The sequence below is a fragment of the Sorangium sp. So ce1014 genome (assembly GCF_051521505.1).
GTDB lineage: Bacteria > Myxococcota_A > Polyangia > Polyangiales > Polyangiaceae > Sorangium.
Map to the genome: position 1 here is coordinate 1,314,158 of NZ_CP150356.1, position 24,890 is coordinate 1,339,047.

Genomic DNA, 24,890 nt, shown 5'->3' on the forward strand with positions numbered 1-24,890 from the left:
CGGTGGGCCGCCTTCCCGCTTGATCGCGCCGCGACGCGGGGGATACCCTCCGCGCATGCGCCGCCTGGTCTCGTGCGTCCTTCTCCTCTCGTCTTTCGCCCTCGCGCCGGGTTGCGCGACCTACACGCAGGATCTCGATCGCGCCCGCAGCCACTACGAGGCGAACCGGTTCGAGCAGGCGCTTTCGCTGTTCCGCGCGCTCGAGCACGACATGGACTCGTTCTCGCTCCCGGAGCGGGCGCAGTACGCCTACCTCCGGGGCATGACGGACTACCGCCTGGCCGAGCTTGCGCCGCAGGGCACCGGCGTCGCCGATCCGCGCAAGGGCTACCGCGACAACGCGCGCCACTGGCTCGGGCTCGCCGCGGCGATCGAGAAGCAGACCCCCGGAGGCGTCACGAGCGAGCAGAAGATCCGCCTCACCGAGACGCTCGCGGATCTCAACCGCGATGTGTACGGCGGCGCCGAGGCGCTGCCGGAGACCGGCGCCGCGCCCGACGCTGCGCCGCAGCCCGACGCTGCTCCTGAATCGCCGGCCGATGCGCCGGAGGCCCCGGCGCCCACGCTCTGACCTCGGCGCGCCGGCGCCCGCGGTCGTCGTGCCTCGGCGCACCGCTGGCGCCGCGCGCTCGCATTGCGCTATGCGCTGGCACCGCGCCGCGCGCTGGCGCCGCGCGCTCGCATTGCGCTATGCGCCGGCACCGCGCCGTGCGCTGGCATCGCGCCGTGCGCCGACATCGTGCCGCCGCGCGCTGCACCGCGTTGTGCGCTGGCATCGCGCCGCGTGCGGGCGTCCCAGCGTGTGGGCGCGCCGGATGGCCTGGACAGGAACAGTGAGGGGGAGATGCGGGGCGGGGCGCCGTTCGTGGCGCTGGAGATCGCCGGTCAGTCGGGCTGCGCTACGACAGCCGCCGGCGCAGGGACTCGATCTCGTCCTTCGCGGCGAGCTTGCGTTTCTTGAGCTGGGCTGCCTCCATGCTCTCCCCCGGTGTCAAGAACGCCCGCCGACCCAGCTGCCTGAGGCGCGAGTCGAGCTCGCGGTGACGCGCTTCCGCCATGCTGAGCCGCTGCTCCGGGCCGACCGACGTCACCGCACGAGGAGAGATGATCTGATGCTTCATGTACCCACCTCCAAGGCCCCACCACAGGGCCGTGAACCCTTCGAGAGCCCACAACAGAAGCTCTCGTTCTGATCGTCGCTGGAGAGGAGACCGCCGCCGAGCTACGAGCCCAAACAGCGGCCCGTGGAACGAATGCGAGATTACCGCAACATGGCGGATCAATGCAGGCTTTTTGTCGGGCGGTACCCTCTGCAACGCCATGGAGCAGCAGCCGAAACCGGGGATTGCCCTACTGCGCACAGCAATCCACCTCCGCTCGGGACGGCCAGGCCGGGAGCTCCGTCCATGCACGAAGCGGAACAACCTCGAGCATGGGGCTATTCTTCCCGGGTCATGTCGAGCACCAGCATTCCCCGGCTCGCTCTCCTCAGCCTTGCGATCGTCCCGGCTTTCCTCGCCTTCCTCGGTGGATGCACTTCGGAGGCCACGGCGCCGGCCCGGGCGCGTTCCCCGCAAGCGGCCTCGGCGCGTCCGCCGGTCGAGCTCGCACCGGTCGTCATATCGCCCTACTCGGACGCCGAGCTCGCGGCGGAGTTCGAACGGGCGCGCGCGCTGCTCCTGGCCGATAAGGCGCGCGAGGCGGCGCCCCTGTTCGATCGGCTGGTCCGTCTCGCGCCTGACGGCGAGGTCGCGCCGCCGAGCCTGTTCAACGCCGGGCTCGCGCACGAGGCGCTCGGCGACCGCGCGCTCGCGGCCGAGCGCTACCGCGAGGTCGCGCGGCGCTTCCCGGACCACGCGGTCGCGCGCGGCGCCCTCTTCCGGCTCGCGCGCGCGGCGGCCGCCCTCGAGCGGTGGCCCGAGCTCGTCGAGGTCTCGCGCCGCCTGCTCCGCCTCGGCGATCTGAGCGTGCTCGAGGCGATCGAGGCGCGCGGCGCCCTCGCGCTCGGCCTCGTCGAGCAGGATCTCGTGGATGAAGCGGCCCGTCAGGTCGGGCTCGCGCGCGATCTCATCGAGGCGCACCGGCTGGGCGAGTCGGGCAAGCCGCCGATCGAGCTCGCGCAGGTGAGCTTTGCGCTCGGCGAGGTGCGGCGGCGCCGGAGCGAGGCCATCGCCTTCGTGCCGGTGCCGGCGAGCTTCGCCGACGCGCTGGAGCGGCGCTGCCAGGGGCTGCTCGATGCGCAGGGCGCCTACACCGAGGCCATGCGGAGCCTCGACGCTCACTGGTCGGCGATGGCGGGCTACCGTATCGGGCAGCTCTACAAGGAGCTCCACCGCGACGTGATGCGGGTCCCGCCGCCGCCGAGCGCCGACACCCCGCGGAAGAAGCAGCTCTTCGAGGGCGCGATGCGCCTGCGCTACCGCGTGCTCCTGGAGAAGGGGCAGAAGATGCTCGCCGGCACCGTCCGCCTCGGCGACCGCACCGGGGAGTCGTCGGGGTGGGTGCTCCGGGCCCGCGACGCGCAGCGCGAGATCGAGCTCGCGCTCGCGGACGAGCAGGCGGCGCTCGCGCGGCTCCCGTTCACCGAGGCCGAGCTCCTGGCCGCGCTCGACGCCTTGAAGACGGCGGCGCCGCGGCGGCCGTGAGCCCCGCGCCGCGGCGATCGTGAGCCCCGCGCCGCGGCGGCCGTGAGCGCCGCGCCGGCGGCCGGCCGCGAGGCGCTCAGTTCAGCGTCGGCTCGCACCCGAAGAGCACGTCGAGCTTCGCCTGCACCTCGCCCTGCACGGCCCTGCAGGAGGCGGGGCAGAGGATGATCTTCTTCGGGAGCAGCTCGTCGTCGTAATACCACCCTGGCCCCCGGCCGCAGTCGGCCTCGTCGTCCGCCCTCGGGATCTCCAGCGCGCTGGAGCTCCCCGTCGCGAACCTGACCGCGACCCGGCTCGTGTCGAGGGTCGCGCCCGCGGGCGGCTCGGGGATGAGGAGCTCGCACGGGAGCGCCGACGCGCGGATCTCGGCCATCTTCGCCGCGAACGCGGCGACGTCCGCGGTGATGTCGAACGCGCGCGCCGTCCCGCCGGCGGCGGCGATCTGGTCCAGGTTGGCCAGGGTCGAGCCTTCCACGGCGATGACGTAGGTCTGAACACCGTTGTAGTTGAGCGCCCGCTGCGCGATCTCCGCGGTGCTCGCGACGGTGTTTCCGGCGCACCCGGAGGGGTCGCCGTCGGTCGCGAGCACGACGATGACCTTGTGCGACGGGTTCGCGTCCTTGTAGGCGGTCGCGTTCGAGAGCACCCCCTGGAGGGCCGGACGCATGGGCGTCCCGCCGCCCGGCGAGGTGCCCCGGATGGAGCCGGTGATCTCGGGCGTGTGCAGCGGCAGCTCGCCGATGCTGACCGCGAGCTGGTCGTAGGCGGTGTGGTCGCAGTCGTTCATTCCGTTGTTGCCCCGCGGGAAGTAGGTCAGCCCCACGTTCATCCCGGCGGAGGCGGCGTCGTTCACGAAGGTCGAGAGCGCGCTCGTGACGCCGCTCCATTTCGAGCCGAGCATGCTCCCGGAGCGGTCGAGCAAGACGAGCATATCGAGCGGCATGAGCGCGGCCGCTGCGCTCGTCTGTGCGCAGGAGGCCCCCTCGTCGAAGCCGCCCGCGCCGGTCGCGCCGAACCCTCCCGCGCCGAGCGACGCGCCTCCGCCCGTGCTGCTCGCCCCGAAGGCGCCGCCTCCGCCGCCTCCGCCGCTCTCGGCGTCTTCCGGCGGGTTGGCGCGCGCGGGCCTCCTGTCCTCGGTGGCCGCGCAGCCGCCCGATAGCGCGGCCAGCGCGGCGGCGACGAGGAAAGGGGCAAACACGGAATGACGTCGGAAGGACATCTCTGCGCTCCTCTGCAAATGGATGCGACGTGGCTCGCGGCCGCGAGGGCTCCACGCGCGAAGTAGTCTGTCTATCGAGGGGTGGCCGAGCTCCGAGACGATCTCGTCAGCATACTGCATCTCTCGATCGCGGGGCGATAGGGGCTCTCCGGTTTGTGGGCCTTGCTTGTCTCGTGATGTCTTCGCTCTCGTCGCTGTCTTTGCTTTCGCGGCTTCTCACGGCTGCTCGCAGCTCTCTTGTCCTCGCCCGCGCCGCCGGCGCTGCGCTCCTGGCCGCCGTCGTCCGTCGTCGTTCGTCGCCCTTCGCCGCCCCTCGTCACCCCTCGTCGTCGCTGACCGTTCCGGGTGCTCGCGCGCCGGAACATCATGTTTCCTTGCGCAGCCGCGAAGGACGCGTAATTCCCACGAGGTGCGTCACGATTGCTGGAAAGAGGCGAACATGACTAGGTGGATTCCCTGGGTAATTGCCGCTGTCGCCCTGACGGATCTTGGCTGTTCGACCGCGACGTCCGCTGGCAGCTCGGGCGCGGCGGGGGGCGGCGGCGGCGCTGCGGGGCCGGATGTCTCGAGCGGTGGGGGCGGCGGCGGGGCCGGCGCTCCGTGCCAGATAGACTGCTCGCTCGTCCCGACATCGCAGTGCATGACGGCCGTGTGCAACGAGGCGACGCGCGCGTGCGAGCTCGTCCCCAGCGCGGGCGGGGGGCCCTGCGACGACAGGGACGCCTGCACGGTCGGCGAGACGTGCGAGGACGGCGTCTGTCAGGGCGGCGCGCAGGAGGACTGCGGCATCGCGCCGGACGGCTGTCACCTCGTCACGTGCGTCGACGCGGGCGGCGAGCCCCGCTGCGGGTTGGAGCCGAGGGAGAACGGGGCGTCGTGCGCGACGGAAGACCGCTGTGTGCTCAACGCGGCGTGCGTGGACGGCGCCTGCGTCGGGACCCAGCGGGATTGCTTCTTCTTCCAAGTACCGGACTCCTGTCATGTCGGCGCGTGCAACCCGGCCACCGGTGCGTGCGAGGCGGTCCCGGGGAACGAGGGGACGCCGTGCGCGGACTCCGGCGACCTGTGCAGGGTCGGCAAGACCTGCCAGAGCGGCCGCTGCGAGGGGGGCGTCCCCAAGGACTGCAGCGCGCTGAGCGTCGGGTGCAACGATGGTGCCTGTGATCCGGGCTCTGGCAATTGCTATGCTGAGCCGATCGCGCCGGGCGGCGCCTGTCTCTCCGGGACCGACGAGTGCAAACGTGGCGTCTGCGACGAGCACGGCGCCTGTATTTCCATCCCTACCCCCGGGGAATCGTGCTCCTCACAGACGGTCGGCTGCACGCGCGGCGTCTGCAGCGACGCCGGGGTGTGCACGCCGCGCTCGGTCCCCGACGGGGGCGTCTGCGTCGACAGCGACTGGTGCACCGTGGGGGAGTCCTGCCTGGCCGGCGTCTGCCAAGGCGGCGGCGCCGCGACGGCGCCGGCGGTCTACTTCCGGGATACGTTCGAGGGCAACGCGGCCGGGTGGGAGCTCGGTCCGACCTGGCAGATCGGCGCGGCGGCGGCCTCCTTCGGGCAGACCTACGGGCACGCCGATCCGGCGCTCGATCACACGGCGACGCCGGACAACGGGCTGGCCGGCGTGGTCATCGGAGGGAACGCCCCCCCCGGCGTTCACCCGTATTTCTACCTGACGAGCCCTGTCATCCACGCCGATGTCACGGGCGGCGTGTACCTGACGTTCTGGCGCTTCCTGAACAGCGATGAGGCGCCCCACATGACGAACCGGGTCGAGGTCTACGACGGCGTCCGGTGGAAGGTGCTCTTCGAGTCGGGGCCCTACCCCGGCGTCCGCGACTCGGCCTGGACGAAGATGCGCTACGACCTGACCCCCCACAAGAACGCGAGCCTGCGGATCCGCTTCGGCTACGAGATCGGGCGGGACTCCTTCGTCGACACCGTGTCGAGCTGGAGCATCGACGACGTGGAGATCGCGAACGCGGCTTGTCCGTAGAGCGCGACTCGAGGGCTCGGACGACCGAGGCGCAGAGAGCACGGAGAGACACGGACGCGCCGCGTCCTCTGCAGCTCCTCTCGGAGGTTCGATGTGCCGCCGCCCCGGCTCACCGCTCCACGAACGGCCCGAGCGCGGCGGTGATCGCGCGGGAGACCTCGTCGACCGGGCCACCCCCGTCGATGTGGATGACGCGGTCGCCCGGCACGAGCTCCTCCGCCCGCCGGTACGCCTCCGCGAGCCGCGCCTGCAGCTCGGTCCTCTCGAACAGCTCCTCTGCCCCCCCGCGGCCGCGGCGCCGCTTCTCGGCGATCTCGGGCGCCACGTCGATCACCACCGTGGCGTCGGGCCGCCGCGCGTGGCGGTTGAGTATCCGTATCCATTCCAGAATTTCCTCTGGATCCCCGCCGTCGGCCGCCGTCGTGGACTGGTAGGCCAGGCTCGACAGGTCGTAGCGATCCGAGATCACGATGTACCCGTCGCGGAGGAGCGGCTCGACCTCGGCGCCGAGGTGATCGAGGCGGTCGGCCGAGAAGAGGAGCGCCATCACCTCGGCCTGGCGGGCGCTGGGCAGCGAGATCCGGCGGGTCAGCACCTGCCGGAGCAGCGCGCCCACCGGCCCGGCGCTCGGCTCGCGGGTGACGTGGACGAGGCGCCGCGCGGCCCTGAGGTGCGCCGCGTAGCGCTCGGCCTGCGTGCTCGTGCCGGCGCCGTCGATGCCCTCGAAGACGATGAAGACGCCGCGGCCTGTCTCTCCCGCCGGGCGCGGGGAGGGCGCGGGGCCCTCCTGCTCGGAGCTCCTCTTCACCATCTAGCTGGCCTCCTCGCCCGCTACCGCGACGGGCGGCGCGTCCTCCCCGAGGACGACGTTGTCGATGAGGCGCGCCGTCCCGAGGCGGATGGCGATCGCGAGCAGGGCCCGTTCGCCGATCGCCGCTTGCTCGCTCCAGATCGTCAGCGACTCCGGGTCGGCGAGGTCCACGTAATCGACGCTCGTCGCGACGGCCGCGAGGCGCGCGCGCGCGGGTCCGAGGAGCGCGGCGGGGCGCCGCTCGCCGCCGGCGAAGGCGCGGCACGCCTCGGCGAGGGCGAGCGGGATGGCGCGCGCCGCGCTCCGCTGCTCGGGCGACAGGTAGGCGTTCCGCGACGACATGGCGAGACCATCGGGCTCGCGCACCGTCGTCGCCCCGACGACCTCGACCGGCAAGAACAGATCGGCGACGACCCGCCGGATCACCTGGAGCTGCTGGTAGTCCTTCCGGCCGAAGACGGCGACGCACGGGCCGGCGAGCGCGAGCAGCTTCGTGACCACGGTGGCGACGCCCTCGAAGTGCACGGGCCGGTGGACGCCGCAGAGCGGGGCCGCGGTCGCGCCGACGCGCACGCGCGTCTCCTCGCCGGGCGGGTACATCGCCGCGGCCTCCGGCGCGAACATCCCCGAGGCGCCGGCCTCGGCGCAGGCGGCGCGGTCGCGCTCGAGCGGCCGCGGGTAGCGCGCGAGATCCTCGCCGGCGCCGAACTGCGTCGGATTGACGAAGAGGGTCACCGCCACGAAGTCCGCTCTCCGCCGCGCCTCCGCGATCAACGCGAGGTGGCCCGCGTGGAGCGCGCCCATCGTCGGAACGAGACCGACGCGGCGTCCCGCCGCGCGCGCTCGCTCGCAGGCGTGCCTCAGCTCGCCTGGATGTCGCCAGAAATCCATGGGCGGACCCTATCAGACCTGGGCTAAAATCGGAGCTTCGACCATGGCTGACCTGCCCTCCTCCACGGATACAACCCTCGCCTCCGGCTCCGGCGGCGACACGGATGCCGCCCAGGCCGACAGGCCCGGAGCGGGCTCCAGCGACCCGACCGGAGCGAGGTCTGGAGGGAGCGCCGCCCCGGCGAGCGGTCCGGTGTCGATCCCTGTCCCCTCGGGGCCGATCCCGATCGAGGGCGACCCGGCGCACTACCTGAACCGGGAGCTCTCGTGGCTCGAGTTCAACGCGCGGGTGCTGGCGGAGGCGAGATCGCACGAGGTGCCGCTGTTCGAGCGCCTCAAGTTCCTGAGCATCTTCTTCTCCAACCTCGACGAGTTCTTCATGGTGCGCGTCGCCGGCCTCCAGGCGCAGACGCAGCGCACGATCGCGGAGGTCCCGCCGGACGGGCTCACGGCCCACGAGCAGCTCGTGGCGATCGGCGCGCGGGTCCACGCGCTCGTCGACGACGCCTACCAGCTGTGGAACTCGGACCTGATCCCGGCGCTCCGGCGCGCCGGCATCGTGATCGTCCGGCCGGACGAGCTCGGCCCGGCCGAGCTCAGCGCGCTCGACGATCGGTTCCGCACGGACATCTTCCCGATCCTCACGCCCATCGCGATCGATCCGGGGCACCCGTTCCCGCACCTGCGCAACAAGATGATCAACCTCGGGATCATGTTCTCCCGAGAGCATGAGGCGCAGGAGCCCGGCTTCGCGGTCATCCAGGTGCCGCCGATGCTGAGCCGGCTGATGAAGGTGCGCCTGGAGGGCGCGACGCGCGCCTTCGTCCTGCTCGAGGACGTGATCGCCCGGCACGTGAAGGACTTCTTCCCCTCGGGCAGGCTGCGCGGGACGTACGCCTTCCGCGTCACCCGGAACTGGGACCTCGAGATCGACGAGGAGGAGGGCGAGGACCTCCTGGAGACGATCCAGGCCGAGCTCCGCCGGCGCGATCGCGGCAACGCCGTGCGCCTGGAGATCGGCATCGGCGAGGGCGCCGGCACCTCGGTCCAGCGGCTCTGCCGCGCCCTCAAGGTCGACGCGTCGCTCGCCGTCTACAGGGTGCGGGGGCCGCTCCACATCGCCGACCTCATGGGCATCGTCGCGGACGACGAGCGCCGCGAGTACCGCGACGAGCCGTTCTCGCCGCAGGTCCCGCCGGTCTTCCGGGACGTGGAGGACATCTTCGCCGTCATCCGGGAGCAGGACGTGCTCCTGCACCACCCGTACGAGTCGTTCGATCCGATCGCCGAGTTCGTCTCCCGCGCGGCGGACGATCCGAACGTCCTCGCGATCAAGCAGACGCTCTACCGGACCGGCGGCGACTCGCCGATCCTGAAGGCGCTCGCCCGCGCGGCCGAGAGCGGCAAGCAGGTGACGGCCATCGTCGAGCTGAAGGCGCGCTTCGACGAGGCGAGCAACATCCAGTGGGCGAGGATGCTCGAGCAGAGCGGCGTGCAGGTGATCTACGGCCTGCTCGGGCTGAAGACGCACGCGAAGGCGCTGCTCGTCGTGCGGCGCGAGAAGGACAGGCTGCGCCGCTACGTGCACCTCTCGACGGGCAACTACAACCCGCAGACGGCGCGGCTCTACACCGACATCGGCCTGTTCACGGCGAACCGGGAGATCGGCGAGGACATGACGTCGCTCTTCAACCTCCTGACGGGCTACAGCGCGCCGCCCAAGTGGAACCGCATCCTCGTGGCGCCGCTCGGCCTGCACGAGGCGGTGCTGGGCCTCATCGCGCGCGAGACGGCGCACGCGCGGGCCGGGCGCAAGGCGGAGATCGTGGCGCAGATGAACGCGCTCGTGGACGTCGACGTCATCGACGCGCTCTACGCGGCGTCGCAGGCCGGGGTCGACATCAAGCTCGCGGTGCGCGGCATCTGCTGCCTCCGGCCTGGGATCCCTGGGCTCTCGGAGCGGATCCAGGTGCGCGCGATCATCGATCGCTTCCTCGAGCACAAGCGCCTGTTCCGGTTCGCGAACGGCGGCAACGAGGAGGTCTACATGTCGAGCGCCGACTGGATGCCGCGCAACTTTCACCGCCGCGTCGAGCTGATGGTCCCGATCATCGAGCCTGCCATCCGCGCGCGCGTGGAGGACATGCTGAGCACCGCGACCTCCGACACGGCGAAGACCTGGGAGCTCGCGAGCGACGGCAGCTACCACAAGCTCCAGGTGCCCTCCGGCACCCCCGCGCTGCGGTCGCAGCAGCGCTTCATCGAGATCGCGCGCGAGCGGGTGAAGCTCAGCGATCCGCTGGCGCGCGGCGGCGGGCGTTTCCACATCCTCCGCATGCCTGTGAACGCGTCGGACGGAGAGTCGCGGCACCGCAAGGGCGGCAAGAAGAAGAAGGGCCTCTCCTGAGCGACGGGCGCCCTGGTGAGCGACGGGCGCCCTGGCGGCCTCGAGCGCGGGCAGGCGGTGAAGCGGGCGAGGGGAGCCGCTCGGGGCCGCGGCGCGCGCGCCGGGAGCGGGCGAGGGGGCGCTATCAGAACCGCGTCTGCAGCGCGGCGGACCCGGGGCCGAGCGAGAGCGTCGTCTGGGCGGGCGCCTCGGGGGCATCGGCGGTGGCCGGCACCTTCTTGCCGCCGATGATCCAGAGCGGGATGCCCACGGCGAGCATGATGCCGCCTCCGATCGAGACGAGCGCGCCGGCGACCTGACGGGGGCCGTCGGTGCGCGTGTCGCAGATGCCGGTGTAGCCCCCGAAATCGCAATAGATCTCGTAGCGCTCGCTCGCCGAGGCGAGCAGGCCGGTCCCGGCGAAGAACGCGATCGTGCCGCCGGCGGTGAGCGCGATGCCGCCCAGCATCAGGCTCGGGCTCTTTCGACGCAGCGGAGCCGGGGGCGGCGCAGGCGGGATCTCCGTCGGGCGCGACGGATAGCCCGGCGGCAGCGGAGGGTAGGCACCGCCATAGGGAGCGTAGCCGCCCTGGTAGCCGGGGGGCGGGTAGCCTGGCGGCGGGTAGCCAGGCGATGCTCCCGGCGCGGCCTGATGGCCCCCCTGCGGCGGCGCGGCACCCGGAGCCGCGGGGTAGGGCGCCGCAGGGTAGGGCGCCGCGGGGTAGGGCGCCGCGGGATAGGGCGCCGCAGGGTAGGGCGCCGCAGGGTAGGGCGCCGCGGGATAGGGCGCCGCGGGATAGGGCGGCCCGGCGGGAACTGGCGGAACGGGCTGTGGTGTCGCGGGGGGAGCGCTGCCGGGCTGCGGCGCCGTGGCCGGCGGCGCCGCAGCCGGCGGAGCCGCGGCCGCGCCGGGCTGCCGCGGAGTCGCCCCAGGCTGCGCCGGCGATGCCGCAGGGGGTTGTCGTTGCGGCGCCGGTTGTGCGACCGCCGTCGTCGCGGCGAGGAGGCCGGACAGCGCGACGCCGAGCGGCAGGGCGAACGTCTGCCCGCAGGAGAGCGGCGAGCGGCGCGGCGTTCGGGCGGCGTCGGGCAAGGCATTCAAGCGAAGCATCTCGGACGTCCTTTCATCGCGGCGTTTTTGATCCTTCGAGGGGAGCCTCGGCGGGCCGTGGCGCTGCGGCCGGCGGCGTTGTCCCCGCTGGCGGCGTCGCACCGGCCGGCGGCGTCGCACCGGCTGGCGGCGTCGCACCGGCTGGCGGCGTCGCACCGGCTGGCGGCGTTGTCCCCGCCGGCGGCGTCGCATCGGCTGGCGGCGTCGCACCGGCTGGCGGCGTCGCACCGGCTGGCGGCGTCGCACCGGCTGGCGGCGTTGTCCCCGCTGGCGTCGCACCGGTCGGCGTCGCACCGGTCGGCGTCGCACCGCTCGGCACGGCGGCCGGCTTCGTCGCGCCTGCTCGCTTCTTCGGCGTTGCTGCTGCCGCGGACGCGGCGCCGGTCGCTGCTCCCTGCGGGCCGGCGCTGGCCGCTGCGTGCTGCGAGGCCGCGGCGCTCGCCGGCGCCCCTGCGGCCGCCTCGGCCGTGACGATGGTCGGCGGCGACGAGTCGACGGGAGGTCGCGCCGGCAGCTCGCCCGCTTCGGTCGGCGCAGCGGGGGCCGCGCTGGAGGGCTCCGGCGCCTCGCGCTCCTGCGGCGTCCGAGCCGTGCTCGCGGGCTCCTCCCTGGCGCGCTCCGGCGCGCGGGGCGACTGCGCGGCGAACACGATCACCGCAGCGAGCGCCACGAGGCCCAGGAAGACCAGGAGCACGCGATCTCTCCCCGCCTTCGTGCGCGTGCCTCCGCCGCGCGCTCGCGCCGGTGGCTCGCCCTTCGCAGCGGCGGCGTCGCGCGCTGTCGCGCGGAGCGCGCCGTCCCCCTGGCGGCTCGTCGTGCGATCGAGGCGCGCCGCGGCCGGCCCTCTCTCCGTCGCGCTGCCGCCCGGGTCGCTTCGCGACGAGGGCCCCGCGACCCTCGTGTCCAAGCGGGACGCCGCCCCCGGCGCGGCGCCGCTCTGAGGCGCCTTCCGCCGGCTTTCTCTGCGCTGAGCCCGTGAAAGCTTCTTCGCCACGCAGCGACCGTACCGAACCGCCGCCGGGCCGCCAAGAGCCGCCGGCGCGTGTCAGCGTCCGCCTCGTGCCGCGCGCGGGCGCGACGCGCAGCCCCACGAGCGCCCTGGAGCGCCGTCGGCGCGCGTCAGCTACCGCTCCGGCGATGCGCTCCGCGACGCGCCCGGCCCCCGCGCGCAGCGCCGAAGGCCCGGGCGTGGACGCATCCAGCACGAACGGGTCTCGTACCGCTTGACATGGTTGGTCGCCTGGGTATCCTGCGCGTCCCCATCCCTCAGGTGGAAATCCGCGTCCCTATGCCGACCATCAGCCAGCTCATTCGCCAAGGCCGCGAGGCCGCCCGCTACAAGACGGCCTCTCCTGCGCTCAAGTCCTGCCCGCAGCGCCGAGGCGTGTGCGTACGTGTTTATACCACGACGCCGAAGAAGCCCAACTCGGCGCTCCGCAAGGTCTGCCGCGTCAGGCTGAGCAACCAGATGGAAGTGACGAGCTACATCCCGGGCGAAGGCCACAACCTGCAGGAACACTCGGTCGTCCTCATCCGTGGCGGCCGTGTAAAGGACCTGCCGGGCGTGCGCTACCACGTCGTCCGCGGCACGCTCGACGCGTCCGGTGCCGCCGGGCCGAGCTCCACCAACAAGGCAACCCGCAACCGCAAGCGCTCGAAGTACGGCGTGAAGCGCCCGAAGGCCTGATCTGGCGAAAGCCGAGCAGAGGAACGAAGAATGCCCCGTCGTCGCGAAGTCCCGAAGCGGAAGATCATTCCGGACCCGAAGTACAAGGACAAGCTCGTCGCCAAGTTCACGAACTCCCTGATGCAGTCGGGCAAGAAGGCGACGGCCGAGGGAATCCTCTACGGCGCGTTCGACATCGTGCGCGAGCGCTTCAAGGAGGAGCCGATCGACGTCTTCCGCAAGGCGCTCGACAACGTGAAGCCGAAGCTCGAGGTGAAGAGCCGGCGCGTCGGCGGCGCGACCTATCAGGTCCCCGTCGAGGTCCGCCCGGAGCGCCGCGTCGCGCTGGCGATGCGGTGGCTCGTGACCTACTCCCGCGGGCGTGGCGAGAAGACGATGCGCGAGCGGCTCGCCGCCGAGCTCGTCGACGCGGCGCAGAACCGCGGCAACGCGGTCAAGAAGCGCGACGACACGCACAAGATGGCGGAGGCCAACAAGGCGTTCGCCCACTACCGGTGGTAGGTCCGCGAGGCGGCCAGCGCAGACCCAGGGTCTGCGCTGGTTCGTCCATTTCACGTATGTCACGTCGCATTTCCAGGCGAGGAGACGCGTAGAGCGAGATGGCACAGTCGACATAAGGATCGGGTTACAGAGCCGGTCTTCTCGAGGGAGCGCGACAGCGCTCGCCTTGGCGAGACCTATAAAAGCTGCTGCTGTACCCCGACACCCTCTCCAGGTTCAAGTGCCCGCCACAATGGCGGTGGGCCGGGCTGGAGAGGGTGTTTTGCATCCTGAGTCCTAAACCCTCACCCCACGCATCACACGACGGAGAAGGAAAAGTGGCACGCGAGTACAGCCTGGAACGGACGCGCAACATCGGGATCATGGCCCACATCGATGCGGGCAAGACCACGGTCACCGAGCGCATCCTCTATTACTCGGGTGTCAACTACAAGATCGGCGAGGTCCACGAGGGCGCCGCCACGATGGACTGGATGGTTCAGGAGCAGGAGCGCGGCATCACCATCACGTCCGCCGCGACGAACTGTTTCTGGACGCCGGAGCAGGGATCTCAGAAGGGCGTCCCTCACCGGATCAACATCATCGACACTCCCGGTCACGTCGACTTCACCATCGAGGTCGAGCGGAGCCTGCGGGTGCTCGACGGCGCGGTCGCGGTGTTCGACGGCGGCAACGGCGTCGAGCCGCAGAGCGAGACGGTGTGGCGGCAGGCGGACAAGTACGAGGTCCCGCGCATCGCGTTCATCAACAAGATGGACAAGGTCGGCGCAGACTTCGACATGTGCGTCGACTCCATCCGCGAGCGCCTCGGCGCGAATCCGGTGGCGATCCACTACCCGCTCGGCTCCGAGGACTCGTTCCGCGGCGTCATCGACCTCGTGACCCTCCGGGCCGCCGTCTTCGACGACGAGACGAAGGGCCAGCAGTACGCGTGGAAGGACATCCCGGGCGATCTCCTGCCGCGGTGCAAGGAGCTCCGGGAGAGGCTCATCGAGGCGTGCGCCGACTCGAGCGACAAGGTGATGGAGAAGTTCATCGCCGGCGAGCTCGACAAGGTCACCGAGGAGGAGATCCACGCGGCGATCCGCGCGGGCACCCTCGGCTTCAAGATCGTCCCCGTCCTGTGCGGCTCGGCCTTCAAGAACAAGGGGGTCCAGCTCCTGCTCGACAGCGTGGTGAACTACCTGCCTTCGCCGGTCGACATCCCGGCCGTCGAGGGGACGCTGCCCGACAAGAAGGACAAGACCGTCCTGCGCAAGGCGAGCGACGACGAGCCGTTCGCGGCCCTGGCGTTCAAGGTCATGAACGACCAATTCGGCAACCTCACCTTCTTCCGTGTCTACTCCGGCACGACGAAGAGCGGTGTCAGCGTGCTCAACTCGACCCGCGGCAAGCGGGAGCGGTTCGGGCGCATCCTCCGGATGCACGCGAACAAGCGCGAGGAGATCGACGTCTGCTACGCGGGTAACATCTACGCCGCCGTCGGGCTCCGCGACACCCGCACCGGGGATACGCTCTGCGACGAGAAGCAGCCGCTCGTCCTGGAGCGGATGGAGTTCCCCGACCCCGTGATCTCGATCGCCATCGAGCCGAAGACCAAGGTCGATCTCGACAAGCTCGGGCTCAGCCTGCAGAAGCTCGCCTACGAGGATCCCTCGTTCCGCACCTTCACGAACGAGGACACCGGGCAGACGATCATCGCCGGGATGGGCGAGCTCCACCTCGAGATCATCGTCGACCGGCTGAAGCGCGAGTTCAAGGTCGACGCCAACGTCGGCAAGCCTGAGGTCGCCTACCGCGAGACCATCTCGAAGAAGGCGACCGACGTCGAGGGGCGCTTCATCCGGCAGTCGGGCGGGCACGGCCAGTTCGGTCACGTCCGGATCGACATCGAGCCGGCCGAGCGTGGCGCGGGCTTCGTGTTCGATAACGACATCGTCGGCGGCATCATCCCGAAGGAGTTCATCCCCTCGATCGAGAAGGGCATCCGGGACGCGATGGGCCGCGGCGTGCTCGCGGGCTACCCGGTCGTCGACATCAAGGTGCGGCTCCACTTCGGCAGCTACCACGAGGTCGACTCCTCGGGCCCCGCGTTCGAGGTCGCCGCGTCGATGGCCTTCCAGGAGGGCGCCAAGAGGGCGGGCCTCGTGCTCCTCGAGCCGATGATGTCCGTCGAGGTCGTGTCTCCCGAGAATTACCTCGGGGACGTCATCGGAGATCTCAACTCGCGACGTGGCCGCATCCTCGATATGGGGCAACGCGCGAACACCCGGGTGATCCGCGCGGAGGTCCCGCTCGCCACCATGTTCGGTTACGCGACCGACGTCCGTTCAAAGACGCAGGGTCGCGCGACTCATTCGATGCAGTTTTCTCATTACGCACCGGTTCCAGCCGCGATCCAGGAAGAGATCGTCGCCAAGCAGCGAGGTTAAAGAGACGCCATGGCCAAGGAGAAGTTCGCTCGTACGAAGCCGCACGTGAACGTGGGCACCATCGGTCACATCGACCACGGCAAGACCACGCTCACGGCCGCGCTCGTGAAGGTGCAGTCGAAGCGCAACCTGGCGAAGGCGATCTCGTACGCCGACATCGCGAAGGGCGGGACGGTCCGTGACGACACCAAGACGGTGACCATCGCGGCGGCGCACGTCGAGTACGAGTCGGTGAATCGCCACTACGCGCACGTCGACTGCCCCGGACACGCCGACTACATCAAGAACATGATCACCGGCGCGGCGCAGATGGACGGGGCGATCCTCGTCGTGTCGGCGCTCGACAGCGTGATGCCGCAGACGCGCGAGCACGTGCTGCTCGCCCGGCAGGTCGGCCTGAACCACATCGTCGTGTTCCTCAACAAGTGCGACGCCGTGGACGACCCGGAGATGCTGGACCTCGTCGAGATGGAGGTCCGCGAGCTCCTGTCGAAGTACAAGTTCGACGGCGACAACGCGCCGGTCGTCCGGGGCGCGTCGCTGCCGGCGCTGCAGGGCGACCCCAAGTGGGAGGAGACGATCCAGCAGCTGCTCGGCGCGCTGGACACCTACATCCCCGAGCCGGTGCGCGACATCGACAAGCCGTTCCTGATGGCGATCGAGGACGTGTTCTCGATCAAGGGCCGCGGCACCGTGGCCACGGGCCGCATCGAGCGCGGCATCATCAAGGTCGGCGACGAGGTGCAGATCATCGGCTTCAAGGACACGAAGAAGTCGATCGTCACCGGCGTCGAGATGTTCCGGAAGCTGCTCGATCAGGGGCAGGCGGGCGACAACGTCGGATGTCTGCTCCGCGGCGTGGAGAAGGAAGAGATCGAGCGCGGCCAGGTGCTCGCGAAGCCCGGGTCGATCACGCCGCACACGAAGTTCACCGGTGAGGTGTACGTCCTCAAGAAGGAGGAGGGCGGGCGCCACACGCCGTTCTTCACCAACTACCGGCCGCAGTTCTACATCCGGACGACGGATGTGACCGGCACGGTGAACCTCCCCGAGGGGGTGAAGATGGTGATGCCGGGCGACAACATCACGATGACGATCGAGCTCATCGCCCCGGTCGCGCTGGAGGAGCAGATGCGCTTCGCCATCCGCGAGGGCGGCAAGACGGTGGGCGCCGGCGTCGTCACCAAGATCCTCGCGTAGGAAGAGCACCATGGCTGATACAACGAAGATCCGGATTCGCCTCAAGGCGTTCGACCACCAGCTGCTCGACAAGTCGACGAGCGATATCGTCGAGACGGCGAAGCGGACCGGCGCGCACGTCGCGGGACCCATCCCGCTGCCCACCGAGATCCGCCGCTACACGGTGCTCCGGGGGCCCCACGTCGACAAGAAGTCGCGCGAGCAGTTCGAGATCCGGACTCACAAGCGGCTTCTCGACATCATCGAGCCGACTCAACAGACCCTCGACGCGCTGATGAAGCTCGACCTTTCGGCCGGCGTCGACGTCGAGATCAAGAGCTAGGAGTCCAGGTACCATGAAGGTTACCGTCTACAACCTCAAGCGGGAGCAGGTCGGCGAGCTCGACCTCTCGGACGAGGTCTTCGGGACCGAGGTGAAAGAGCACCTCTTCTACGAGGTCGTGAAGGCGCAGCTCGCCTCCCGTCGCTCGGGCACCAAGGCCACCAAGGAGCGGAGCGCGGTCTCCGGCTCCTCGAAGAAGCTCTATCGCCAGAAGGGCACCGGTCGCGCTCGCCAGGGCTCGATCCGCGCGCCGCACCACGCGGGCGGCGGTATGGCGCACGCCCTGGAGCCGAAGGACTGGTCGTATCGTCCGCCGCGCAAGGTGCGCATCGGCGCCCTGAAGAGCGCGCTCTCCCTCTTCGCGAAGGAGGGGCGGCTCATCGTGCTCGACAGCCTGGAGGTCCCCGAGATCAAGACCCAGGCGATCGCCGCCACGCTCTTGACGCTGCAAGCGGATCGCAAGTCGCTGGTCGTCGACACGGCCGGGAACGACAAGCTGGTGAAGAGCCTCCGCAACCTGGAGAATCACCAGTACCTGCCGCCGGAGGGGGTCAACGTCTACGACCTCCTCAGGCACGACCACCTCATCGTCTCGAGGGACGCCGCCAAGGCGCTCGAGGCGCGTTGCCTTCGCTAGTCAGGGGAGTCCGCCATGCAGCCCGAGCAGATCATCCGCCGGCCGATCATCCTCACGGAGAAGTCGAGCCGGCTCCGCGACCAAGGCAACAAGGTCATCTTTGAGGTCCGCCGCGAGGCGAACAAGATCCAGATCAAGGACGCTATCCAGACGCTCTTCAAGGTGGGCGTCGTGGACGTCAACACCATGATCATGCGCGGCAAGGAAAAGCGCATGGGGCGCGGCTACGCGAAGCTGCGCAATTGGAAGAAGGCGATCGTCACCCTCAAGGAAGGCGACGAGATCCAGTTCTTCGACGAGAAGGCGGAATAGCCATGGGAATCAGATCCTTCAAGCCGACCTCGCCGGCGCGGCGTTACTACTCGGTCAGTGACTTCAAGGAGCTCACGAAGGTCGAGCCCGAGCGGTCGCTGCTCGAGCAGCAGACGTCCAGCGGCGGCCGGAACAACAACGGCCGGATCACGTCGCGGTTCCGCGGCGGCGGTCACAAGCAGCGCTACCGGATCGTCGATTTCCGGCGCGACAAGATCGGCGTCCCGGCGAAGGTCGCCTCGATCGAGTACGACCCGAACCGGACGGCGCGGATCGCGCTCCTGCACTACGTGGACGGCGAGAAGCGCTACATCCTGGCGCCCGACGGCCTCACGGTCGGCGCGACGCTGCTCGCGAGCCGGAACGCGGACATCAAGCCTGGCAACAGCCTGACGCTCCGCTTCATCCCGCCCGGCACCTCGATCCACAACGTGGAGATCAAGAAGGGCAAGGGCGGTCAGCTCGTGCGCTCGGCCGGCGTCGCCGCGCAGCTCATGGCGAAGGACGGCGACTACGCGCAGGTCCGCCTCCCGAGCGGTGAGATCCGCAAGGTGCACCTCGACTGCCGCGCCACGATCGGGCAGGTGTCGAACTCCGACCACGCGAACATCAGCCTCGGCAAGGCGGGGCGCTCGCGCTGGCTCGGGCGCCGGCCGCACAACCGCGGTGTTACGATGAACCCCGTCGATCACCCGATGGGCGGCGGTGAGGGCCGGACGAGCGGTGGGCGCCACCCGTGCTCGCCCTGGGGTCAGCTCGCCAAGGGGCTCAAGACGCGGAACAACAAGCGCACCGACGGCATGATTGTCCGGCGGCGCGGGACCAAGGGTTAGTCATGCCGAGGAGCGTTAAGAAAGGGCCCTTCATTGACGGTCACCTGCTGGAGAAGATCCAGGCGGCCCAGGCGACCAATGCCAAGAAGGTGATCAAGACATGGTCGCGCCGCTCGACGATCCTGCCCGAGTCGGTCGGTCTGACCTTCGCCGTGCACAACGGGAGGAAGTTCGTCCCCGTGTTCGTGACGGAGAACATGGTCGGCCACAAGCTGGGTGAGTTCGCCCCGACGCGCACGTTCCACGGCCACTCCGGGGACAAGAAGTCCAAGGTCGGCAAGGGCCCTGGCGGTCGCTGATCGCTCCGCGGCCACGCGAGAGCATTGACGACAGGCGGGCGGGGTCGCGGAAGCGATCCCGCCCGTTCGTTTTTCCGGTCGAGCTCAGGCCGCCGGCCCGCGCGAGGGCGCGGAGCGCGCGATCGCCATGACGCCAAGAGCGCGAAAGAGCTCAGGAATTTGTATTGCTGACGCGCCGTTCGCCCCGGCGGGCCGCCTCCTCCTCGACGGAGCGGCGGTCTAGAACGTGCCGCGCAGGCCGGCGAAGCCGGGACCGACGAGCAGCTGCGTCGAGGCGGGGGTGCGCTGGGGTTCGCCAGCGCTGCCGCCGGTGAAGCTCAGGACGAGCAGCGTCGTGCCGGCGACGAGCCCGATCGCGCCGACCACCACGCCGACGTTCGCGACCGTCTTCTGGGCCTTGCCCGCGTCGACGTCGTCCTTGCGATCGACGGGGCAGGGGCCCCGGCAGGTCTCGGCGAGATCGCCGTAGGTGCTGTTGGCCATCAGCCCGGCGACGGTGAACACGGCGAGCCCTGCCACGCCGACGCCGCCGGCGGCGTAGGCGTAGGGACGCAGGTGCGCCCTCGCCGAGGGCGCCTCCGACTCGGGCAGGCCCGCGCCCTCGTCGAGGAGCACCGGAGCGCCGCCTGGGTCGGTCTGATCGGCGTCGAGCGCGACGGTCTTCGCTTCGCCCGCCGAGAGCTCGAGGGTCTGCGGGATCGAGGTGGTCCTCGTGCGCAGGACGACCTCGGTCTTGCCGGGCTTGATCGGGAACGGCTTGCCCCACCGCTCGCGCGGGACGTCCTTGCCGGCGATCGCGAGCGAGGTCGCGGCCTCCGGGTGCGCCACCGTGACCGTCACGAGCGCGATCTTGCGCGCGAGGTCGTCTCGCTCCAGCTGCGCCGTCTGCTCCGTCTGGACGTAGCGCGGCTCGGCCTTGGCCCGGGACGCGGCCTCCGCCGCGACCTGATCGAACTCGAGGTACGCCTCGGCGTGCTCGCCCAGATCCGCGAGGCAGCGCGCGATGTAGAGGCGGGAGTTCGGGCTCGCCACCGCGGCGTACGAGGCCCGGAACTGCTCCAGCGCGAGCGCGTAGCGCTTGCTCTCGTAGAGGGCAGCGCCCTTCTTGAAGAGGCTCTGCGCCTTCTCCACCGCGTCCGGCGCCGGCGTGGCCGCGGCGTCGTCCGCGCCCGCTGCGGGCCCGGGGAGCGTGCACAGGCAGAGACAAGAGACCGCACCGAAGAGCAGCGCACGGAGCCAGGGTCGAGATCGCACGGTGGTCAGATACCCGAAGGGTTGTACTTCTTTTGGTTGGTCGATTTGGCGGTCGATGCCGGCTTGGGCGCGGGCTTCGTCGACGTGGACGTCGTCCGAGGGCGCGCGGTCGACGCTGGGCGCCCCGTCGACGTCGGGCGCGCAGGCTGCTGCGTCGCAGCGGGAGCCTTGGCCGTCTGGGGAGGAGGCGCCGTCTGGGGAGGCGCCTCCTCGGGAAGCGGAGCCGAAGAAGGCGTCGGCGCCTCCTCGGGAGGCGGCGGCGAGGGGGGCTGCGCCGCCTGCGGAGGCTCTGCGGTCGCCGGCGGCTCCGCGGGGACAGCCTCCGCCGCGGCCGTGGCCGTGACCGTGGGCGCGGCGGTGCCCGTCGTCGCGGGCGCGGGCAGCGCGTCGACGCGCGCCTTGCCGATCTCCGAGGGAGAGCGCTCGTCGCCGCTGCGCACGACCAGCGCGACGGCGCCGATCGCCACGCAGAACATCGCCGCGCCGGCCACGATCAGCTGGAGCCGCTTGCGTCGTTCCCCGGTCTCGAACGACCTGTCGACGACCGTGACCTCGCCGGTGTCGTTGGCCAGGCTGCGGGAGCCGCCCCTCGCGAAGCGCGCAGCGAGCGCCGCCGCCCTGGAGGCGGGCGGGTCCGCCGCGGCGAGCACCTTCGTGGCGGGGCTGCCGGCCGCCGGGAGGACCCGCGGCACGGACGAGCCGAGCGGCTTGCCGTCGCGGGAGGAGGGCCGCGGGCTCGCCGGCTCGACCGGCTCGGCGAGCGGGATGTGAGCCTGCAGCGAGGGCGCGATGATGAGCCGCGGCGCTCCCTCGGCAGGCTGCGCCGGCACGGCGATCTCCTCGAACGAGATCGGCTCCAGGCTGACGGGGCTCTCCTCTTCGTGCGCTGCCGCCGAGGACGCCACCGCGGCCTTCGAGGTCGGCTTGACGCCGGCCGGCCCCGCTGTCGCGAGGGCCGCTGCGCCGGCAGCGAACGCGCTCCCGCGGGCGCCCGCGCCCGCGTCGGCCGGCGCGGTGTGGGGCTCCGGCGCGACGCCGGAGCGCGGCTCCGAGTTCACGGCCGCGCCGGCGTCGACGGCTGCGATCGCGTCGCGGAGCTCCTGCGCGCGCTTCGACTGGATCTCGCCGATCGCCTGCCGCACGAAGGCCGCCACGTCCTCGTCGGTCGTGGGCTCGCCGAGCGTCGACGCCACCTGATCGATGGCCCGCTGCATCTCGGCGCACGTCGAGAAGCGGCTCTCGCGATCCTTCTCGAGCGCCTTGAGGATGATCCTGTCGAGCTCGGGGTGGATCGCGCCGTTCAGCTCGCGCGGGGGGAGCGGGTTCTTGATCGTGATGTTCTCCACGGTCGAGAGCTCGGTCTCGGCGCGGAACGGGTGCAGCCCCGTGGTGAGCACGTACAGCAGCGCGCCGAGCGAGAAGATGTCGCTCCGGCGATCGATGGAGAGCCCGCCGAGCTGCTCGGGCGAGAGGTACGGCGTCTTCCCCTTGATGATGCCGCCGGCGCGCGTGACGTGCAGGCGCCCCTTCGACTTCGCCACGCCGAAGTCGACGATCTTCACGAAGCCGGCGGTCGAGATGAGCACGTTCGCCGGCGAGATGTCGCGGTGGACGAGGTCGAGCAGCGCGCCGCTGTCGTCGCGGAGCTCGTGCGCGTTGTGGAGGCCAGCGCAGATCTGGGAGGCGATGCGGAGCACGATCCGCTGCGGGATGCCGCCGAGCCGCTTCGCGGCCTTCTGCAGCGTGCCGGCCGTCTCGCCGTCGACCCACTCCATGACGATGTAGAGGACGTCGTCCTCCTCGCCGAGGTCGAGGATCTCGACGACGTTGGGGTGCCGGATGCGCGCGGCGACCCGCGCCTCGTCGAGGAACATCGACTCGAAGTCGGGGTCGTCGGAGACGTCGGGCAGCATCGTCTTGATCGCGACGATCTTCCTGAAGCCGCGGGTGCCCTGCAGGCGCGCGGCCCAGACGGCCGCCATGCCTCCCTTGGCGACCGGCATGAGGATCTCGTACCGGCCGAGGGTGCTCCCCGGCCCGAGCCGGTCCACGGCCGATGCCGCGCGACCCCACAGCTTCATCGGGCCCTGGGCTCCGGTCGGCGTGAGGAGCGCCCTGCCGGAGGTCGATGCCGGAGCGCCGCCGAGCGCGATCTCCTGCGTGGCAGCCGCCGCCCCACCGCCCGCGGAGGCGGCCGCCGGCGGGAGCGGTGGACCCTTCAGCGCGGCGGGGATCGCAGGCGCGGTGGCCGGCGCCGGCGCAGGAGGGATCGGCGTCTGACGAGGGCCACGCGCCGCGGCGGGCACCACGGGGACGCGATGCGCGGCCGGGGCCAGCGGCGCCGCGGGCGACACAGGGGCACGCGGCGTCACCGGGCTGGACGCGGTCGCAGGCCCCGTAGCCGCGGACGCCGCGGCGCCGACGGCCGTGGACGCCGCAGCGGAGGTCTTGCCGGGGACCTCGGGCGGCGACGGCTGCACCACCCGGGGCGGCGGCGGGCGCGGCGGCCTCGCGTGCGGCCCGGCCGGGATGGGCGTCGGCCGCTTCGGCACCGTGCCCTCGGCCGGCGTCGGCGTCACCCGTGCCGCCACGAGGCTGTCGCCCGGATCCCCCGGCCGCGGCACGGCTGGCCGCGCAGGAGGCTGCTCCTTCCGCAAGGCCGCCGCCGGCGTCGCCGACGCCGCGGGGACCTCGGGTCTCGCCACGGCGGCGCCGCGGTTCTCCGTCCTCTCGCTCGACGGCTCGATCTGCGGCAGCGTGTCCGCAGGAGGGCGCGGCGCGGGCAGGCCGCGCGCGGCGACGTCCTCCGCCGAGCCCCATTCGGCGTCGATGCCGGCGTGCGCCGCTGGCGCGGCGCCGTTCGACGCGCCGGCCCCCGTCCTGGCCGCCAGGCCGTTCTTCAGCGCCGCGGCCTCCTTCGGCGCGGTCGCGCCGCTCGACGGGCGGAGCTGGCTCGCGGTGACCGCGACCGGCGGCGGGCCCGGAGTCCCGCGCGGGCGCGGAGACGGCGCGGTGATCGCGTGACGCGGGCCGTCTCCCTGGGGGGAGAGCGCGCCGTCGGGGATCGCCAGGCCCACAAGCGTCGCGCCGCGCGCGCGCGGCGGCGGCCGCGAGCTCGCCGCATCGGCGAGGCCCGCCATCGCCGCCGCGACCAGGGTCCTGCGCGACTCGATCGCCTTGCCGGCCACCCTGCTGAGCGCCGCGGCCACGTCTTCCACCCCGGCGATCCGCCCCGCGCCCGCGGCCTCCAGCGCCGCGAGCATCGCCGACGCGCTCTCGAACCGGCGCGCGGGATCGCGCTCGAGCGCCGTCCGGAGCACCTCGCCGACCTCGGCCGGGACGGCGCTGCCGGCGGCGCCCGCGAGCGGCGGGATGGGCGCCGTCAGCACCTTCTGGATGACCGCGGACTCCAGCTTCGACGAGAACAGCCGCTGCCGCGCGAGCAGCTCCCAGAGGAGCACGCCGACCGAGAAGAGATCGGCGGGCGGAGCGAGCGGGGCCGCCATGTGCGTCGCCATCGCCTTGACCCGCTCCGGCGCGGCGTAGGCGAGACGATCGGGGTTCCTCGTCCCCATGGGCGCGAGCCCGGCGATGGCCCGCGCGACGCCGAGCCCGCTCACCCGCGTGACCCCGTCGATGCCGACCGTGACGTGGGTCGGGTTCAGCTCGCCATGCACGAGCGGCGCCGGCTCCGCCGCGTGCGCGGACGCGAGCGCGCGCAGCACGTCGGCCCCGATCCGGAGGGCGACCGGCAGCGGCAGCCCCTCGGCGCCGGCCGCCGAAACGAGCGCGCCGAGCGGCTCGCCGTCCACGTACTCCGAGACGATGAAGACCTCGCCGTCGGCGACGCGGGCATCGAGCACCGAGAGCACGCTGGGGAAGCGGACCTGCTGCGCCATCCCGGCCTCGCGCAGGATGCTGTCCGTGGTCTCGGCCCTCTTCGTGAGGTGCCGGTAGATGCGCAGGATCGTGACAGGCGACGCGCTCGTCGCCTCGCCCTCGTCGGACGCCGTCCGCGCGAGCCACGTGGACCCGATCCCGCCGCCGGAGAGCTCTTTCAGCAGCTCATAATTGCCGAGTCGCGAAGCAGAGCCCGCACCGGGCGGCCTGTCGAGCGCCATGGGACTTGCATGCTATCAGGACGTCAGAAGCTGGATCCAGCGTTCACGCCCGATAAAACGCGAGCTTGGCCTTGTCCGGAGCGCCCTGTCAGGCGAGCTGCCAGCGCGGTCCGAGCGGACGCCCGGCGCTCTGGCCAGCGCCGCGCTCGCCTCGAAATGCCCTGGTTTCGACGCGATCTCGCCAGCGCGCCGCGGTCGCCCTCGCGGCTCGACACACGTCCGCGACGAGCTCC

The 24,890-nt window shown here is 71.5% G+C and carries 21 protein-coding genes; 14 read left to right on the forward strand and 7 right to left on the reverse strand.

Annotation, left to right across the window (positions count from 1 at the left end; genetic code table 11):
* The first annotated feature begins 55 nt into the window (after nucleotides 1-55).
* Nucleotides 56-571 carry a hypothetical protein gene (locus WME75_RS04990; RefSeq protein WP_437486958.1) on the forward strand — a complete coding sequence of 172 codons (516 nt, stop codon included), beginning with the start codon at nucleotides 56-58 and terminating at the stop codon, nucleotides 569-571.
* A gap of 328 nt (nucleotides 572-899) precedes the next feature.
* Here WME75_RS04990 and WME75_RS04995 read toward each other — a convergent pair whose 3' ends face one another.
* The gene (locus tag WME75_RS04995; RefSeq protein ID WP_437486960.1) at nucleotides 900-1,121 is read right to left on the reverse strand and encodes a YdcH family protein; all 222 of its coding nucleotides are present in this window, start codon (nucleotides 1,119-1,121) and stop codon (nucleotides 900-902) included.
* Nucleotides 1,122-1,454: 333 nt separating this feature from the next.
* Between WME75_RS04995 and WME75_RS05000 the strand changes: the two genes are divergently transcribed.
* Nucleotides 1,455-2,645, forward strand: a complete 1,191-nt coding sequence (locus WME75_RS05000; RefSeq protein ID WP_437486962.1) for a tetratricopeptide repeat protein — start codon at nucleotides 1,455-1,457, stop codon at nucleotides 2,643-2,645.
* A 76-nt stretch (nucleotides 2,646-2,721) separates the two neighbouring features.
* Here WME75_RS05000 and WME75_RS05005 read toward each other — a convergent pair whose 3' ends face one another.
* Complete coding sequence (locus WME75_RS05005; protein ID WP_437486963.1) at nucleotides 2,722-3,864, reverse strand: vWA domain-containing protein; 1,143 nt, start codon at nucleotides 3,862-3,864, stop codon at nucleotides 2,722-2,724.
* Nucleotides 3,865-4,303: 439 nt separating this feature from the next.
* On the opposite strand from WME75_RS05005, the gene WME75_RS05010 reads away from it, so the two are divergent.
* Nucleotides 4,304-5,860, forward strand: coding sequence for a hypothetical protein (locus WME75_RS05010; RefSeq protein WP_437486964.1), 1,557 nt, complete (start codon nucleotides 4,304-4,306; stop codon nucleotides 5,858-5,860).
* A 109-nt stretch (nucleotides 5,861-5,969) separates the two neighbouring features.
* On the opposite strand, the gene tmk is transcribed toward WME75_RS05010, so the two are convergent.
* Nucleotides 5,970-6,671, reverse strand: a complete 702-nt coding sequence (tmk, locus tag WME75_RS05015; protein WP_437486965.1) for a dTMP kinase — start codon at nucleotides 6,669-6,671, stop codon at nucleotides 5,970-5,972.
* Nucleotides 6,672-7,562, reverse strand: coding sequence for a pantoate--beta-alanine ligase (panC, locus tag WME75_RS05020; protein ID WP_437486966.1), 891 nt, complete (start codon nucleotides 7,560-7,562; stop codon nucleotides 6,672-6,674).
* Nucleotides 7,563-7,605: 43 nt separating this feature from the next.
* On the opposite strand from panC, the gene ppk1 reads away from it, so the two are divergent.
* On the forward strand, nucleotides 7,606-9,969 hold the full coding sequence (gene ppk1 / locus WME75_RS05025) for a polyphosphate kinase 1 (RefSeq protein ID WP_437486967.1): 2,364 nt from the start codon (nucleotides 7,606-7,608) through the stop codon (nucleotides 9,967-9,969).
* A gap of 124 nt (nucleotides 9,970-10,093) precedes the next feature.
* On the opposite strand, the gene WME75_RS05030 is transcribed toward ppk1, so the two are convergent.
* Nucleotides 10,094-11,059 carry a hypothetical protein gene (locus WME75_RS05030; protein ID WP_437486968.1) on the reverse strand — a complete coding sequence of 322 codons (966 nt, stop codon included), beginning with the start codon at nucleotides 11,057-11,059 and terminating at the stop codon, nucleotides 10,094-10,096.
* Nucleotides 11,060-11,526: 467 nt separating this feature from the next.
* Here WME75_RS05030 and WME75_RS05035 point away from each other — a divergent pair, with 467 nt between their 5' ends.
* The 10 genes from WME75_RS05035 to rpsS all read left to right on the forward strand — a co-directional run bounded on the left by WME75_RS05035 (nucleotide 11,527) and on the right by rpsS (nucleotide 19,282).
* A complete protein-coding gene (locus WME75_RS05035) occupies nucleotides 11,527-12,000 on the forward strand; it encodes a hypothetical protein (protein WP_437486969.1) in 474 nt (157 codons plus the stop codon).
* Nucleotides 12,001-12,347: 347 nt separating this feature from the next.
* A complete protein-coding gene (gene rpsL / locus WME75_RS05040; protein WP_012233473.1) occupies nucleotides 12,348-12,746 on the forward strand; it encodes a 30S ribosomal protein S12 in 399 nt (132 codons plus the stop codon).
* Between the two features lie 30 nt (nucleotides 12,747-12,776).
* On the forward strand, nucleotides 12,777-13,247 hold the full coding sequence (gene rpsG / locus WME75_RS05045) for a 30S ribosomal protein S7 (RefSeq protein WP_437486970.1): 471 nt from the start codon (nucleotides 12,777-12,779) through the stop codon (nucleotides 13,245-13,247).
* Nucleotides 13,248-13,564: 317 nt separating this feature from the next.
* Nucleotides 13,565-15,679, forward strand: a complete 2,115-nt coding sequence (gene fusA, locus WME75_RS05050; RefSeq protein ID WP_437486971.1) for an elongation factor G — start codon at nucleotides 13,565-13,567, stop codon at nucleotides 15,677-15,679.
* Between the two features lie 9 nt (nucleotides 15,680-15,688).
* Entirely contained in the window at nucleotides 15,689-16,879 is a 1,191-nt protein-coding gene (gene tuf, locus WME75_RS05055; RefSeq protein ID WP_437486972.1) for an elongation factor Tu, read from the forward strand.
* 10 nt (nucleotides 16,880-16,889) lie between these two features.
* Entirely contained in the window at nucleotides 16,890-17,201 is a 312-nt protein-coding gene (gene rpsJ, locus WME75_RS05060; RefSeq protein WP_012233476.1) for a 30S ribosomal protein S10, read from the forward strand.
* Between the two features lie 13 nt (nucleotides 17,202-17,214).
* Complete coding sequence (rplD, locus tag WME75_RS05065; protein WP_437486973.1) at nucleotides 17,215-17,838, forward strand: 50S ribosomal protein L4; 624 nt, start codon at nucleotides 17,215-17,217, stop codon at nucleotides 17,836-17,838.
* 15 nt (nucleotides 17,839-17,853) lie between these two features.
* Complete coding sequence (locus WME75_RS05070) at nucleotides 17,854-18,150, forward strand: 50S ribosomal protein L23 (protein ID WP_020733177.1); 297 nt, start codon at nucleotides 17,854-17,856, stop codon at nucleotides 18,148-18,150.
* Nucleotides 18,151-18,152: 2 nt separating this feature from the next.
* Entirely contained in the window at nucleotides 18,153-18,983 is an 831-nt protein-coding gene (rplB, locus tag WME75_RS05075; protein WP_437486974.1) for a 50S ribosomal protein L2, read from the forward strand.
* Between the two features lie 2 nt (nucleotides 18,984-18,985).
* Nucleotides 18,986-19,282 carry a 30S ribosomal protein S19 gene (rpsS, locus tag WME75_RS05080; RefSeq protein ID WP_437486975.1) on the forward strand — a complete coding sequence of 99 codons (297 nt, stop codon included), beginning with the start codon at nucleotides 18,986-18,988 and terminating at the stop codon, nucleotides 19,280-19,282.
* A 219-nt stretch (nucleotides 19,283-19,501) separates the two neighbouring features.
* Here the strand turns inward: rpsS and WME75_RS05085 are convergent, their stop codons facing one another.
* Together WME75_RS05085 and WME75_RS05090 are read right to left on the reverse strand one after the other, a co-directional pair.
* Nucleotides 19,502-20,536, reverse strand: coding sequence for a tetratricopeptide repeat protein (locus tag WME75_RS05085; protein ID WP_437486976.1), 1,035 nt, complete (start codon nucleotides 20,534-20,536; stop codon nucleotides 19,502-19,504).
* 5 nt (nucleotides 20,537-20,541) lie between these two features.
* The gene (locus tag WME75_RS05090) at nucleotides 20,542-24,657 is read right to left on the reverse strand and encodes a protein kinase domain-containing protein (protein ID WP_437486977.1); all 4,116 of its coding nucleotides are present in this window, start codon (nucleotides 24,655-24,657) and stop codon (nucleotides 20,542-20,544) included.
* Nucleotides 24,658-24,890 lie beyond the last annotated feature (233 nt).